Here is a 15,592-nt window from a genome sequence, read left to right on the forward strand (position 1 = left end):
GAATATACATTATAAGCACCACCAAAGATCATTATAATGGAAATGAGGAACTGACGAAAAAGGCGCCCATCATTCAAAAATAACACCTCCAAACCATATTGTGGAGAAGTGAGAACGTAACTTTCTGAAAACATTGTACAACACATAATCCCATCCGTCAAGATTCTGTAAGTCCTACAAAGTGTTGGAATCTTCCTGAGAGTTCTTGCAAGAATGGAGATTGGATACAAACAGTACAAGACTCAACAGATTCTCCACGAAGTTATTCAGGAGCAACCCATTTGACCTTTGTAAGATCTCCTGGCAGCCAAGCACAGCTACTTTACGATCTCATCTCAAAGAACAAGGGTGAAAGAATCCCTCACCAACTCGGGAAGTGTTCGCCAGACCGGCTCAACGTGATTAACTATCAATACTACCACGTAAATCTGACAGGAATAAGAAAAAACCAGTTCGGGTGCGTGTCAACTTTCAGTAGGTGCCCCGACACAAAAATTAGGTCAATTTAAACCATTCTTGGAATCGTCCGCACAAGCTCACGAAGCACATACTTTACCCAAGGCGCACCGGATCCAGGCCCGTTAAGGGCCGGAATCCTTGCGCGCAGCCATCCCTCTATGTCTGCTCTCCAACTCTTTTCCCTTTCCTCCGCCGCTCCTTTGCCAAACACATGGCTCAATCTTTCCGGTTGGGCTGTCCACTTGGTTTTCACCACTTCAGCCAGTTCCCCATTTGCCCGCGACGCCAAAAGCCGCGCCAACCGGCCGGCCCCCTCGACGCTCCAACGCGCTCCATGACGCTTCATCCGCCGTGCAATGTGATGAAACACTTGTCCCTCAATCGCCCCTAATCGCACGGGCTCTCCCAACTCCCGAATGCCTTCCCAGTTCGTCCGCAAATAGCGCCACAACTGAACCACACGCTGCCGCTGTGCCCCGCGGCTGCGATGTTCGGCTGCTTTCAGAGCCTGCTCAACCCCTTCCCAATCGGATGTTGACAGCGCAGCACAAACCTCCCGATACGCCTTCTCGTCATGTCGAAGACTCTCTACCAAGTTCCGGCGAAGGTGAAATGGATCGAGCCGGTATTGCGCTCCCGGAAAATACGCACACCCTTCCTTTACAAACGCGGCCCCATCGCCTCCCACATACCATTGCTCCACTGCATCGAAGTCCCAATGCTGACCAAATTTCGCCACACACTCTTCCCAAAAAGTCAACCCTTCTGCTACACCGGCATGCACACAACGTTCTTGCAAACGACGCCGCTGGGCCGAAACGTCCCCTTTTCCCTCGTAGGCCACCGCCACCTTGACGGGAATCGTTGCCCGCTTCCCTTCCGAACGCCGGGCTGGTACCCAAACCTCATCCGCTTCCACATACACTGCCGAGCTCTTTCGTTGCCCTTTGGGGCTTACGCCCCGTTCAAACACATCCCGCCGCCGCTGTTCGATCTGTTGCCCCAATTCCCTACCGGCCTTTTGTACCTCCTGCCAGATGCTCATGGCCCGGATGTCCACATTCCCAAGCGTCACGTGCTTGAGCACTTCCGCTGCCCGGTGATACGGCATCTCCACCGCCAGGGCTACGGCCAACTGTCTTGCCCACGGCGAAAGCCGCTGGCGTGGTGCCAAGCCCAGCGCCTCATCCAGAAGGTACCGGCCCTGACCGCTTTCCCGGTCCACGTAGTACCGACGTATAATACGCACCTCACCAAAGGGCGTCAGGACCGTGCGCTCCTTGCGATGCACGATCTTTAAATGCTTCCGATCCCGGCTTTTCATAAACTGTTGATCCAACTCCGCACAGGCCGCCTGCAAAAGCCGGAGGGTTGCCTGCTGCACCAGCCGGTAGATGCCCTTCTCCAATGCCTCAAAATCCGGGCTTTGCTTCAGGAGGTCAGCCATTTCCTGTACAAGAAGGAGGATTTCTTGCACGGTTTCGCGAATCCATTCCATGAGACCTCACCGCCTCCTCGACTTCGTGTCGGGGCAAGTTGCCTGGCCAGACAACTTGCGGTGAGGTCTCTTTTCGTTTTTTCCTCACCGTGTTCCTACTGAAACTTTACACGCTCCCAGTTCGGTTGACTCATTGGCATAGAAAAAACGGTCGGGCGAGGCCCGCAGGAATGATTGAGTTTTCACCCTTTTGAAGACGCAAGGGGTCTTGTCGTTCAAGTCCAATCCCCTCCCAAACCAAAAGGGGGCTGGGCGCCCCCCTTGCCTCGGTCAGATGAGCGATAAAGCACCTTTGCTACGTCGAACCGCATGGCCGCCTTCGGGACAAGCTCCATGCCTCCCTCTTGCTGCTGACCTATCGAAACCCAGATTAATGATGGTCCTTACCATAAAAAAAATTGATCGAATTAATTCCCATGATGACGTCCCCATTTTTTCATGGACGTGATTCTCGAAACAGGAGAAATGAAACGGGCCAACGGATAGAAGAAGTTGGAGGGTTACGAAAAGCGGTGGTTCGCGTGAAGAATTCCATTGTCTGGAATCCAGGACTTAAGGGCGCAGAATGCATCCGCTGCGGAGCCAGGCTGACCGGCTTCGATTTTCCGTTGGGATGTCCCATATGCCTGGAAGAAGGCATGCCGGCCAGTGTGCGGATGGTGTATGAAGAAACCGATACCGGAAAGCCACCAAAAGGGCGTGGAATGATGCGATATGCGGCCGGACTGCCGCTATGGAACTTTCCATCACTAGGGGAAGGGTTTACCCCTCTACTCCCGCTGGTAACGTGGGCAAGGAAGTTCGGGCTTTCCCGATTCTGGATCAAATGGGAAGGAGCCAACCCGACCGGATCGCACAAGGACCGCATGAGTCCGCTGATCGTCGCAGCCGCCCGGTTGCTCGGCAAAACGGATGTGGTGATCGCGTCCAGCGGAAATGCGGGTCTTTCCCTGGCGGCGTATGCAGCGGCTGCCGGTCTGACCGCCCATGTTATCGTGACCCCTAGAGTTCCAGCGCAGGTTCAGGACTGGATACGGAGCTACGGCGGCAACGTGTGGATGGTCAGCAGGTCAGATGAGCGGTGGCCGCTGATGGGCAAACTGGTGCGGGAGCGGGGGTTTTGGCCAGCGGGCAATTTCCATGTCCCGCCGGTGGGCAGCAATCCCTTCGGGGTACAGGGATTGAAAACCATTGCTTATGAGCTGGTGGAAGAGCTGGGTGAAGCGCCGGATGCTGTGATCGTCCCCACCTCCCGGGGCGATTTGATCTGGGGAATCTGGGAAGGGTTCAGAGAGTGCCGGACTCGGGGGGAAATTTCACATCTTCCTCGCATGGTGGCGGTGGAACCTTTCCCGCGTCTGACCCGCGTGCTTCATGGTGAGGATTGGCGCGGGCGGTTCGAAGGAAGGACCTCGTTGGCTTCCATAGATGGGTCCACCGTGACCTATCAGGCAGTGGCCGCGGTAACGGAATCGGGAGGGACCGCCGTATCCGTGACAGATCGGGAGGTGGCGTGGGCTTGGAAGGAAGCAGCGCGATCCGGCCTGCTACTGGAATCTTCCTCGGCGTCGGTTCTGGCTGCTGTTATTCGGCTGGTTGACTCCGGATGGCTGAAAAAAGAAGAGTCCGTGGTCGCAATCGGAACTTCCCACGGTTTTAAGGAGAGGAGCCCTCATGAACGAGATCAACGAGTTTGACGTGCAGGCGTATCTCAACCTTTTAGGCATCCCTACTTCGCAAAAACCCACCCTTTCTTTCCTCAACAAACTGCATGAACGCCATCTTCTCACCATCCCGTTCGAAAACCTGGACATTCATCTGGGTCGGCCGATCCGTCTTGACATCCCGTCCCTGTTCGACAAGATCGTACGCCGGAAGCGGGGAGGGTTCTGCTATGAACTGAACCATCTGTTCCATGCGCTTCTGACCGCACTCGATTTCGATTCCACGCTCATTTCGGCACGGGTGAAAAAAGCGCAAGGCGGATTCGGGCCTGAATTTGACCACCTCGCCCTGATTGTGCGCCTTCCCGAGCCGTACTTGGTTGACGTAGGCTTCGGCAACTCGTCCCGCCACCCCCTTCCCCTCAGCGGGGAACCCCGTGAAGACATCAGCGGCACTTACCGGGTGAAGCAGCTTGAAAACGGCGAATTCAGCATGCAAAGATGGGTCGAGGGAAACTGGTCGGATGAATATCTGTTCACCCTTGTGCCCCGCACCATCGATGAATTTCAAGAGATGTGCCGCTCTCACCAAACATCGCCCGCATCCCCTTTTACGCGCCACAAGATCTGTTCGCTTGCCACCTTAACCGGTCGGATTACGCTCACCGGCACGGAGCTGAAAGTGACGGAAAACGGCAAACAGGAGATATTTCCCGTCAAGTCGGAAGAGGAGTGGAGCCGGATGCTGGCAGAACATTTTGGCATCCGCCTGTAACCCCTGTCCCCCACCCCATATCCCGATACATTGTCTTGTCTACTGGTTGAGGGGCCATAAGGGGCCCCTCCTCGATGGTATGCCCGACGTTTCCTTCTCGCTTGAACTTGCGCCGCTTCGGCTTCGGCATCGCCGCATCTTCCCTCGTTGCGAGGGTATGCGGCGTTCTGTGAAGGACTGCCTGGTGAAACGCTATTGAAGTTCGCCCTCGGCAGCCAAGTCTTCGTCGCCGGTGCCGAGAAGCAAGCATATAGACGGAAAGGAGCTTTTGGTCGGGGAAAACCCGACGGGGACACTATTGGAATATTTTACTACTTGAGTTTAACGGCAAGCACCCGCATGATAAAGAGATGTGAAAAGGGCAGAGCTCCGCTCTGCCCCTCTCACTCCTCTTCCGGTTTGTTTTCTTGATATTGGGCTGGAGTTGTTCTCCAGCCCCTTTTTTCTGTTGGTATCATATCAATATTCTTCTCTTGCATCAAGTGATCTTGCGCGATTTTGGTACCATGATCCTAGGGATTATTCGTCTTCCGCTACTACGGCTTCCCTACTCCTGGATCGGTGTTTACCGTACCGTACGCAGCAGACACACCTCTGACCCCAACACAGCTCGCAGAGCATCTCATACTGGCATTATCAACTGCGGGTCGTCAACTCGGAGCATGGGCTTACCCAAACACACGTTCTTTGGAACATATGTTTGTATTGTACCCCAAACGAAGGCAACAGAAAAGCCCGGCTAATGAGCCGGGTACAAACTAGCAAAGCTCATAGTCAATCTTATGGAGTCTCTCGTCACTCAAGATCTGCTCTACCTAATTGTTTTTTCTTAACAGTTTGATTAAGCTCATACAAACTTAAAATAAACATTATGATCGTTAAAACTAATAATATGATTGGAAAAGAGATATGGGAATTGACGTTTTTGATATAGACATATATAGCGCCAAAAAAGGTCACTAAGATCAAAAGGATTATGAATAGATAGTATTTCTTCTGTCGCCATATGCTTCGATCTTCATCCATCTTTGAAATCAAGATATGTATTGAGAAAATAACAAAAGAGAGGACTAAACTTGGAAGAAGCATAATAACGTATAGAATTGGAACGTTAGAATAAAGAGTTGTCATTAGATTAAAGACAAGTAACAAAGGAACAGAATTCAGAGTGAAAAGAAGAACATATTTCCAATAAGGATATTTTGTGGTGCCCGATTTGTCTAAAAACCATATGGAAAATAGACTTATGCCAACGAGAGGCCAAAAAAGAGATTTGATGTATTTGTCAGGTTGTTTTTCTATTGGTTTCTTCGAAATTTCAAGACCCATAAGATAACCAAAAATTAACATTACGATGATAGCGAGTATATACGAAGCAAAAAGGAAAACTGTTTTTTTTCTATCTACCATATGCTTGCCACCCCTTGATAAACCCCTTCCCAAATGTCCATACATCTTGTGCTGTAGAATAATAACCATACACAGGGATAGCACGAGATGCGACCTTTCCAAGCGTTTTTGCCGATATTAATCCTGCTTTAACCGCTTTAGAATATGCTTCCGCTTTAGGCATGGCCACATCTTTAGCCAGGTCGCCCCACCCGTAATTGCTATACAATTCCCTGAAGCCACTCTTGACCGCATATCCAAACCTATTCAACACGCTCATCGAAAATCCTCCCTCTTGTGTAATTTTCGTTATATGGACGATAATACAATCGTTCACGATCTAAAATTTGAAATTTTTGTTGGAACAATTCCCTGCCGGTTACAAGGTGCAATGTAACCATCCATTGACCTGTCGACACCTCAGGGTTAAGGTAGAAACCTGCAGCATATGTTCGGTGGAACTGATGCAGATCTTTCGAAACGGGAATCGTCGCCATAGAACCATGTACGAGTACTCCTTCATGATGCCAGGTAACAATGACAGGGCAATCGTGCTGCACACCAATTAATTCGGCAAACAAGCAAATTTGCGAATCGTTGATATAGAAGGTGGAGGTGGGCCTTACGGGATAAAGCGTATCTTGTTTCATCCACACATCAAGACAAGTGGTTCCTCGAATAAGTTTAACATTTTTTCAAGATGGATTAATTTTTTTGATAGAAGTTGTAAGAAGGGCATTACCCGAACAGTAAAGGGTAAACGACTGCGTCGGGGGAATCCCAGTAAGATCCAGAAAGTCTCCGTTTCGATTGATTTTCTTTTTTTTGTTGTCCCAGCTTACCTCTAATTCATTGTCTTCGATTGAAGGAAAGAAGAGATACATGAATTATGTCCATATACCCCCCTTCAAATAACAATTTACATCTTCCGAATTTTATTCTATTTATGTATGACATGGAGAATCAAGGGGTGAAATTTGTAATATTTTGTCGACCGAACCGACCAAGGTTGCCCGCAACCAGTAAGCCCATCAAAAAGCCTCCCGACCCAAACGGGTGAACCTTCTTCTATAGATGCAAAGCCCGGCTCATTGGCCGGGCTACAGACTGCAGACAAACTCCCTCGGTGCCAACGCAGCCGAGGAAGTTTTCTTGTCGTCTGAGAACAAAAAGGATACCGAAATGAAGGGCATGGCGCCCTGTTTTTCCTAACCTCCATAACCAATTGCCAGATTTTTTAAATTCATACAAGCAAAAACAAGCATCGCCTGCATTGTAACTTTTTCCAATCCTCGCAACGTGGTCCAACGCAAGCCATGCTTCTCCTTGAGATCCGCAAATACACGCTCGATCGTTTCCTTTCGGCGCGTTTAACCGCATCGTGACTTTCTGTGCACTGGGAGCGGAATGGACAAGTGCGACAGGTCGTGGCATCGGAACGGTAGATTCAGTAACCCTCACGGGTCGTGGTTTCGTAGGTGAGCAGTTGTCCGGCAGGACAAAGATAGCAATCGTAGTACTCATCGTACACGTAATCCTGCTTTCGATACCTTCCGTCTTTTGTGTGGGGACGAGTATACGGCATGACCGGACGGACCTGTTGGTCCAAGAGGTACTTGCAGATATAAGGCATTTTATACCCTGCATCCACCGCGACAGCGCTGGGTTTTCCGACGTGCCTGACAGCTTGCTCGAACACATCTGTGAAGACCTGACTGTCATGAACGTTGGCGGCCATGACGACGGCACTGACGACAAAGCCGTTTTGGTCGCTGGCTGCATGGAAGGAGTAAGCAAACGTCTGTTCCTTTTCGTTTTTGACAAACCAGCCGCTGTCCGGATCGGTGGTTCTTTTTTTCACCTCCTTCCAGACGGCTTTAGACTTTTTTGGCAACGGCTTTTTCCCGTGCGCTACACGGTCCTGGTTGATTTCCTCTTCGAGAAGTTCTTGATATTTCTTGCCTTCTTCCTGGACAAGCCGCTTGAGATATTTCCTCTTGTTGGCGTTGGCTTTGACATGGGTGGAATCGATATACAACACGGAAGGGTCGACCAGCCCATGATGGCAGGCTTCTTCGAGAATGCGCGTGAAGATCCTTTCAAAGAGGTCGGTACCTTTGAATCGGCGGACATAGTTTTTGCCAAACGTCGTGAAATGGGGGATGGGCTGGGTGAGATCGTATCCCAAGAACCACCGGTAGGCGAGATTGGTTTCGATTTCTTTGATGGTTTACCGCATGGAACGGATGCCGAACAGATACTGGATGAGCACCATTTTGATGAGGACAACGGGGGCGATGCTGGGTCTTCCGTTGTCTGGGCAGTAACGATCTTCCACCAGGTCATAGATAAACGAGAAATCGATGGCGTTTTCAATTTTGCGGACCAGGTGATCCTGAGGAACCAATTAGTCCAACGAAACAACGGTAGGCTGGTAACGGCCAGCAGCCGCACACCGCCACCGGGTTTCGGGATTTCGACTCGACGGACCGGAGACGGCCGATAGGTTCCCGCAAGCAGCTCCTCGCGGATGCGTGTCCAGTGGTTGACGAGATAGGCTCGGAGGTCTTTCACCTCCATCCTGTCAATCCCTAGTGCACCCTTGTTCTGCTCAACACGGCGCAAGGCGCGGAGCATGTTCTGTCGCTCCACCACCTGCTCCATCAGGTTGTCGCCTGCTTCGCGGGGCGGAGTGGCGAGGGGTGCCGGAGAAGGACTCGGCGCTCCTACGGTCCCCCGCGGATTCACCGCTTCCTCCCGTAGGCAGCTCCCTTTCGGGATTTTCGGCTGTCGTCGCCCTTCTCGCGAACCCATGTCGCACCCACCCCTTTCCTTGTGTTCGGCCCTTCCGTCTCCCGGACGTCGCGGGAGACGTACTATGGCCTCTGCTGACTCCTGCCGGTTCAGCCACGCCTTTCGACGCGGGTTACCCGGTAACCGGGCGTACCCGGCAGGCCTCCCCGGGTAAGAGCGCTGTCTTTCCCTCCATCTACCCGCCCCATTTACTGACTGTGCCCTTCGGCGGCAAGGACTTTGTCTTGTTGTGCAGACTGGTCCAAGCACAGGCAGCCTCGTATGGGGTTCCTGTTCGTCGGGCCGGAGATTTGCCGCCGGCTTCCTTCAGACTCCGCCTCGCGGTGGACGCCCTTTCCTTAAGTTAACGGCTACTGCCGCCTTCACCGTTCGGGACTTTCACCCTATAGACAGCGCCCATGCCGGGCGCACAAAAAAGCGGCCGTTCTATCCGAACGGCCGGAAGGAAAATCCCCGGTTTGGGAAACCTTGACGAACAAACCACGCCCGCTCCCGGCGGTTTCCGACCAGGAGCGGGCTCTTTACCCCTTCGATCGCCCCACCGAGGCGATCGTTACTGCAGGACCACCTTGGCAAACTTGCGCTTGCCCACCTGCACGACCATGCCGTCACGCACCACCACAGCGGCGTCGACGTCGGCCACTTTCTCCCCGTCAATCTTCACACCGCCCTGCTGGATCAGACGCCGCCCTTCGCCGTTCGAGCGAACCAGCCCCAGCTCGACGAGGAGGCGCACAATCCACATCCGGCCGTCCTCCAGCTTGCCCCGCTCGACAGCCACCGCCGGAATCTCGTCCGGCAACGCTCGCTCCTGGAAGACGGTGCGGAAGTAATCCTCGGCCTGCCGGGCCGCTTCCACGCCGTGGTACATGCGCACCAGGGTGTGCGCCAGTTTCATCTTGGCGTCGCGCGGGTGGAGCGTGCCGTCGGCCAAACCGCGACGGATGGCGGCGATCTCCTCGTTGGACAGGTCGGTGACCAGCTCAAAGTACTTGACCATCAGCTCATCGGGAACCGACATGGTCTTGCCATACATCTCGTTCGGCGGCTCGCTGATGCCAATGTAGTTGCCGAGGCTCTTCGACATCTTTTTCACGCCGTCGAGCCCCTCGAGGAGCGGCATCATGAGGATGACCTGCGGCTCCTGGCCAAACACCTCCTGCAGGTGGCGGCCCATCAGGAGGTTGAACTTCTGGTCGGTGCCGCCGAGCTCGATGTCCGACCGGAGGGCCACCGAATCGTACCCCTGCATGAGGGGGTAGAAAAACTCGTGCAGGCTGATCGGCTGGCCCGCCCTGTACCGCTTTTCGAAGTCGTCGCGCTCCAGCATTCGCGCCACCGTCACCTGCGCCGCCAGCTTCACCACGTCGGCGAAGGTGAGCGACGCCAGCCACTTGCTGTTGAAGTGCAATTCCACCTTGTCCATGTCGAGCACCTTGGCAAACTGCTCGACGTAGGTGCGCGCGTTTTCCTTCACCTGCTCCTCGGTGAGGGGCTTGCGCGTCTCCGACTTGCCCGTCGGGTCCCCAATGCGCCCCGTGAAGTCCCCGATGATGAGCTGCACGGTGTGGCCGAGCTCCTGGAACTGGCGCAGCTTCTGCAGCACCACCGTGTGGCCGATATGGATGTCCGGCGCCGACGGGTCCAGCCCCAGCTTCACCTTCAGCGGCCGCCCCGTGGCCACCGACCGCGCCAGCTTGCGGCGCAGCTCCTCTTCCGGCAGGATCTCCGCCACGCCGCGGGCAATGACGGCCAGTTGCCGCTCCACCTCCCGCTCCTGATCCGCCGTCAGGACAATTGCTTCCTCACCGTTGCGCGCCTTCGTTTCCTCCATCCCGCTTCGCCTCCGTATGCAAGGGTTCCGGAACATGCACCCGACATCGTTGACGCCGACACAGAACCGGGTCCGGTTTTCGGCGGGACCGGGCGCAAACAAAAAACCGCCCCGTTAAAGGGACGGACAGCGCCGCGGTACCACCCTTCTGGCCGGGAGAATACACAAGGCCGCACACCGGCTTTCTCCCGCCGCTCCGTTGCGATAACGGGCCTTCTGGCCCGGCAGCCGGCTACGCAGGCGCATCCGCGCGCCCTTCACCGGCCCCGCTCCGGACGGTACTTCGCCCGCTGGACCGCACCGGTTCACACCCACCACCGGCTCTCTGACAGGCGGCTTCCCAGGGACTACTGGCGTCCTTCCTCGCGTTTGCGCTGATCGAGAGGTTACGCCTTATCTTTTACCACAAGGCGACGGGGCATGTCTACTTCTTGGTGAACAGCAAGAGGGGCATAAAGCAGTATCCTCCCACGCATCCGATGCAGGAATTCCGTAAGCACAGATCGAATTCTAACATCGCCCGTTCCCTTTGCCCCACTCCGGATCGCGGAGAAGAGACCGCCATCCGTTGTCATTCAATTGATTCTCTTTTCTCAATACCGTAAATTTCGCGGTTTCCCACCGAGCATTTGTTTGGCAGCAAAACCGGTCATCTGTACGGACAAGGAGTCCAACAGGATGGACGTGCTCACCGTTGCGCTGATGGAACGCATGGGCCTGCTGCTCCTCGCCGCCTTCCTCCTCACGCGCATCCCATCCTTCCAAGCGCTGCTCGCACGGGATCTAACCTGGCAGACGGCTGCGACCCATTCCCTGCTCTTTGGTCTGTTCGGCATCGGCGGGGTGCTGGCCGGCATTGTGGTGCGGCAGGACACCGTTGTGCAGCCGCTTTGGGTTCCGGTGGTTGAGGAGGGGGACGCGCTGGCCCATTCGGGAAACGTGGGCGTGGTGATGGCCGGCCTGCTTGGCGGGTCGGTCGTTGGCCTCGGCGCCGGGCTGATCACGGGAGCGTTTCTCTTTGCCACCGCCGGCGTCACAAGTCTCGGGTACGCCGTGGCCACCCCCTTCGTCGGCCTCCTCGCCGGCGGGGCGGCCCGGTTCTTTTCCGCCGAGCGGGTAATCGCGCCGGAAAAATCCTTGTTCATCGGCATGTTTGCCACGATCTTGACGATGGGTTTCCTGCTCGCCTTTACCGTCCCCAGCGATGGCGCCGTCCGCCTTGTCAACCGCATCGGCATCCCGATGGTCCTGACCAACAGCATCGCCATCGCCGTGTTCACCTTGATGATTCGCGCTGTGCTCCACGAAACGGAACGTGCTCAGGCCCTCGAAACGCGGCGAGCGCTGAAATTGGCCGACAAGATTCTGCCCGACCTGAAGCAAGGCCTCACCCCCGAAACAGCAAGGACCACCGCACAGCTGCTCATGAATGAACTGGGCCCGGCGGCCGTAGCCATTGCCGACGAACGGCGCATGCTGGCCCACGTCGGGCTGGGGGCCGATCACCACCGTCCCGGCGCACCCCTGCCGTGGGACGGAGAAGGGGAAGCCGATGCCGGCCACGTGCGGGTGATTGCCGAAGCGGAGGAAATCGGCTGCCGGCATCCTAAATGCCCGCTGAAGGCGGCCATCGTCGTTCCCTTTCATCAGGCGGGTCGGGGGGCAGGCGCCATCCTCTTCTACTACAAGCGGCCACAGCAGATCCGCGCCGTGGACGTCGTGCTGGCGCAAGGGCTGGGCCGGTTGATCTCCAACCAGTTGCACCGGGCCGAGGCCGAACGGCTGCGCGACCTGATGCGGGAGGCTGAGCTGCGGCTCTTGCAGGCCCAGGTCAACCCGCATTTCTTGTTCAACACGCTCCACTCCATCGTGTCGCTGATTCGCGTCGATCCCCCCAAAGCGCGGGAGATCACGCTTAAGCTGGCCCAATTTCTACGCACCAACCTGAGCATCCTGTCTCAAACCCTCGTGCCCCTGGCACAGGAATTGGAGCACGTGAAGACCTATCTGGATATCGTCCAGGTGCGCTTTGCCGACCGCCTTCACGTCGATTTGCGGGCCGAAGCCGTCCCGCCTACTGCGTACGTACCACCCCTCACCCTTCAGGCGCTGGCAGAAAACAGCATCCAGCACGGGCTCAAAAACAAAACGGCGGGAGGACGGCTCCTCATCACCGTCACCCCCCACCCGGACCACGTGGCCATCGTCGTCGAGGACAACGGCACGGGCATCTCGGAAGACCTCCTGCCCCGCCTGGGACGCGTTCCGCTTCCCAACACGCCGGGCAACGGCATCGGCCTCTACAACGTTAACCAGCGCCTCGTCACCCTTTTTGGCGAGCGCGCCGCCCTGCACATCGAAAACAAGCCGGAAGGGGGGTGCCGCGTGTCCTTCCGCGTGCCGCACCTCCCCACCAGCGACGTGCCGCGCCCGTCAGGCGAATCCTCCGATTCCCTACGCCGAGAGCCCCCACAACACGACGCCATCCGCGGGAGGGAACGCCCATGGCCATCAAGGTGATGATCGCCGAAGACGAAAAGCTGGCTCGGGAAGAACTGGAGTACCTCCTCAAGGCGCATTCCGATCTCATCCTCCTTCCCAGCGCAACCAATGGGCGGGAGCTCTTGGAACAGTACGAGAAACACAAGCCGGACGTAATCTTTCTCGACATCCACATGCCGGACCTCGACGGGATGTTGGCCGCTCGCCAGTTGGCCGCCCGCACAGATCCACCTCTGATCGTCTTCACCACCGCCTACGACCATTACGCGGTGGAAGCCTTCCGCCTGCAGGCCGTCGATTACCTGCTCAAGCCCTATAGCGAGGCCCAGCTCGCCGAAGCCCTGCGGCGGGTGCGGGCCGAACTCAAGCGGCGAAGCGACGCGGCGCGGAACGTCCACAATCCCCCTGAGGCCGAGCCGAAAATGGATAAGCTCCTCCTTGAGGACGGCGAGCGCCTCATCGTCGTCGATCCGGCAGCCATTCTCTATGTGGAGCGGGACGTGCGCCAGGTGAAACTCCACAGCACCCACAACACGTATACCGCTAAAATCACGTTGAACGAACTGGAGGTCAGGCTCAAGCCGTACCATTTCTTCCGCCCCCACCGCTCCTACCTGGTCAATTTGAACCACGTGGAGGAGATTCGCCCCGGGGCGCACGGCACCTACTACCTCGTCGTCAACGATGCAAAGCGAACGCGCATCCCCGTCAGCCGTGCGGCGGCGAAAGCGCTGCTGCAGCGTTTCCACCTGTAAGGGGAACGAGGAAGGTGAACCGATGAGCGTCAGCACGTTCCTCTTCTTTCTCGCCATCGTCGTCGGCACGCTGCTCATCACCTACTGGGCGGCCAAGCAGACCGCCTCCACCCGCGACTACTACACGGCCGGGGGCCAGCTGACCGGCCTGCAGAACGGCCTGGCCATCGCCGGCGACTATATCAGCGCCGCCTCCTTCCTCGGCATCACCGGCACCATCGCCTTCTACGGATTTGACGGGTTTCTCTACGCCATCGGCTTTCTGGCCTCCTACCTGGTGCTGCTCCTACTGGTGGCCGAGCCGGTGCGCAACCTCGGCACTTTCACCCTGGCCGACGTGGTCTGCGCCCGGTTCCCTCTCCTGTCCCTTCGCTTGCTGCTCGGGCTGAGCACCGTGTTCATTTCCATCCTGTACATGGTGGCGCAGCTCGTGGCCGCCGGGTTGCTCCTAAACTTGCTTCTCGGCGCGCCGTATTCCGCGTCGGTGCTCGCCGTCGGCCTGCTCATGACCCTCTATGTCGTGTTTGGCGGGATGATGGCCACGTCGTGGGTGCAGATCGTCAAAGCTGTTCTCCTTGTCACCGGCACGGCTATGGTCTGCTTGATCATCCTGGCCCGCATCGAGTGGGACCTGGCCGCACTGCTTGCCTACGCGTCCCGGGCCACGCCATGGGGCGAGGCCTTCCTCAACCCCCGCAACCTCTTTGCGCGCCCCCTTGATTTGCTCTCGTTCAGCTTGGCTCTGGTACTGGGAACGGCCGGCCTGCCCCATATCCTTGTTCGCTGCCTGACCGTCCGGGACGCCCCAACAGCCCGCCGCTCGGTCCTCACCGCCACGCTTGTGGTCGGCAGCTTCTACCTGATGACGGCCCTCCTCGGCATCGGCGCCGTGCGGTTTGTCGGCTGGAACGCGCTAAAGGATGCCGACCCGACCGGTAACCTGACCGTTCCCCTGCTGGCCCAGGTCCTTGGCGGCGACTTTCTCATGGCCTTTGTCGCCGCCATCGCCTTCGCCACCATCCTCGCCGTCGTCTGCGGCGTGGTCATCGCCGCCTCCTCTTCCTTCGCCCACGACGTGTACGGACACGTCCTCCGCCGGGGGGCGGTCTCCGATGCGGCCCAGATGCGGGTGGCACGGGGCGCGGCTGTCGGCGTGGCCTTCATCGCGATCCTGCTGGCCCTGCAATTCCGGGACGCCAACGCCGCCGGGCTCGTCGCGCTGATCTTTTCCCTGGCCGCCTCGGCCCATTTTCCCGTTCTCGTGCTGACACTCTACTGGCGCCCCTTGACGGCCCGCGGCGCCACCTGGTGCCTGCTGGCCGGCACACTGGCGCCGATCGCCTTTGTTGTTCTCAGCTCCCGCTCCGGCTATCCCGTCTTCCGCGACGCCGCCGCGCCCCTCCTGTCGCCAACGAACCCGGCCCTCTTCACCGTACCGCTCAGCTTTGCCGTCGCCTACATCGGTTCCCGTCTGTTCCCCAGCCTGGCGGATGCAAACCGGTATACCCGGATCCTCGCGCAACTTCACCTCGGCCCCGCTCCGCCTCCGGCGCCCAACGGCGCCGCCCGTCCAGAACGGTACGGGCAATCCGAGGTTGCCGAAACCCGTCAAAACGGTATGCTAAAAGGAGAGCCCTCCGCTGGGGATGAAGGCAAACAGCCCTGACGGAGGCATGGGAAACACCGACCGGAGGCCCGCGCAGCATGGAAGGGGGACCTCGCCCGCATCCCGAAGACGTCGGCTGTGGTACGCGCCCTCGGTCAGAGCGGCAGTTTGTCCGTACTGCAGGAACAGGCCAGCATGTTTGTTTGTTCATAATGTTCGGAATTCAATCAGAGGTCCATCCCCCCTGCCCTCCTCCACAACCGGGCCATTGCCCTGACCCCCGTCCGGGGCGATGG

8 protein-coding genes and 1 pseudogene are annotated in these 15,592 nt (G+C 57.0%); 5 read left to right on the forward strand and 4 right to left on the reverse strand.

What is annotated here, in order from left to right; all coding sequences use genetic code 11:
* Nucleotides 1–505: 505 nt before the first annotated feature.
* A complete protein-coding gene (locus ACYQ0Z_RS11245; protein WP_459865361.1) occupies nucleotides 506–1,957 on the reverse strand; it encodes an ISLre2 family transposase in 1,452 nt (483 codons plus the stop codon).
* A gap of 512 nt (nucleotides 1,958–2,469) precedes the next feature.
* On the opposite strand from ACYQ0Z_RS11245, the gene ACYQ0Z_RS11250 reads away from it, so the two are divergent.
* The gene (locus tag ACYQ0Z_RS11250; protein WP_459868152.1) at nucleotides 2,470–3,654 is read left to right on the forward strand and encodes a threonine synthase; all 1,185 of its coding nucleotides are present in this window, start codon (nucleotides 2,470–2,472) and stop codon (nucleotides 3,652–3,654) included.
* Nucleotides 3,632–4,396: an arylamine N-acetyltransferase family protein gene (locus tag ACYQ0Z_RS11255; protein WP_459868155.1), complete on the forward strand. Its 765-nt coding sequence runs from the start codon at nucleotides 3,632–3,634 to the stop codon at nucleotides 4,394–4,396. The genes ACYQ0Z_RS11250 and ACYQ0Z_RS11255 overlap by 23 nt, the downstream gene beginning before the upstream one ends.
* A 1,399-nt stretch (nucleotides 4,397–5,795) precedes the next feature.
* Here the strand turns inward: ACYQ0Z_RS11255 and ACYQ0Z_RS11260 are convergent.
* The 3 genes and pseudogenes from ACYQ0Z_RS11260 to tyrS form a co-directional block, all read right to left on the reverse strand.
* Nucleotides 5,796–6,065, reverse strand: a complete 270-nt coding sequence (locus ACYQ0Z_RS11260) for a hypothetical protein (RefSeq protein WP_459868158.1) — start codon at nucleotides 6,063–6,065, stop codon at nucleotides 5,796–5,798.
* Between the two features lie 788 nt (nucleotides 6,066–6,853).
* Nucleotides 6,854–8,192, reverse strand: a pseudogene (locus ACYQ0Z_RS11265) (IS1182 family transposase).
* A 960-nt stretch (nucleotides 8,193–9,152) separates the two neighbouring features.
* Nucleotides 9,153–10,433 (reverse strand): tyrosine--tRNA ligase, encoded by a 1,281-nt coding sequence (gene tyrS / locus ACYQ0Z_RS11270; protein WP_459868161.1) that lies wholly within the window; start codon nucleotides 10,431–10,433, stop codon nucleotides 9,153–9,155.
* 678 nt (nucleotides 10,434–11,111) lie between these two features.
* Between tyrS and ACYQ0Z_RS11275 the strand changes: the two genes are divergently transcribed.
* From ACYQ0Z_RS11275 to ACYQ0Z_RS11285, 3 genes are read left to right on the forward strand one after another with little or no spacing between them, the layout of a single operon-like run.
* Nucleotides 11,112–12,953 (forward strand): LytS/YhcK type 5TM receptor domain-containing protein, encoded by a 1,842-nt coding sequence (locus ACYQ0Z_RS11275; RefSeq protein ID WP_459868164.1) that lies wholly within the window; start codon nucleotides 11,112–11,114, stop codon nucleotides 12,951–12,953.
* Nucleotides 12,938–13,690: a LytR/AlgR family response regulator transcription factor gene (locus tag ACYQ0Z_RS11280; RefSeq protein ID WP_459868167.1), complete on the forward strand. Its 753-nt coding sequence runs from the start codon at nucleotides 12,938–12,940 to the stop codon at nucleotides 13,688–13,690. The genes ACYQ0Z_RS11275 and ACYQ0Z_RS11280 overlap by 16 nt, the downstream gene beginning before the upstream one ends.
* A 22-nt stretch (nucleotides 13,691–13,712) precedes the next feature.
* Entirely contained in the window at nucleotides 13,713–15,356 is a 1,644-nt protein-coding gene (locus ACYQ0Z_RS11285) for a solute symporter family protein (protein ID WP_459868170.1), read from the forward strand.
* Nucleotides 15,357–15,592: the final 236 nt, after the last annotated feature.

This window comes from Calditerricola yamamurae, from assembly GCF_054654135.1.

What these genes read in the sequence shown, in the direction of transcription:
- ACYQ0Z_RS11245 (WP_459865361.1), bottom strand. Translation starts at nt 1,957, where the DNA reads ATGGAATGGATTCGCGAAACCGTGCAAGAAATCCTCCTTCTTGTACAG.
- ACYQ0Z_RS11255 (WP_459868155.1), top strand. Translation starts at nt 3,632, where the DNA reads ATGAACGAGATCAACGAGTTTGACGTGCAGGCGTATCTCAACCTTTTA.
- ACYQ0Z_RS11260 (WP_459868158.1), bottom strand. Translation starts at nt 6,065, where the DNA reads ATGAGCGTGTTGAATAGGTTTGGATATGCGGTCAAGAGTGGCTTCAGG.
- tyrS (WP_459868161.1), bottom strand. Translation starts at nt 10,433, where the DNA reads ATGGAGGAAACGAAGGCGCGCAACGGTGAGGAAGCAATTGTCCTGACG.
- ACYQ0Z_RS11275 (WP_459868164.1), top strand. Translation starts at nt 11,112, where the DNA reads ATGGACGTGCTCACCGTTGCGCTGATGGAACGCATGGGCCTGCTGCTC.
- ACYQ0Z_RS11280 (WP_459868167.1), top strand. Translation starts at nt 12,938, where the DNA reads ATGGCCATCAAGGTGATGATCGCCGAAGACGAAAAGCTGGCTCGGGAA.
- ACYQ0Z_RS11285 (WP_459868170.1), top strand. Translation starts at nt 13,713, where the DNA reads ATGAGCGTCAGCACGTTCCTCTTCTTTCTCGCCATCGTCGTCGGCACG.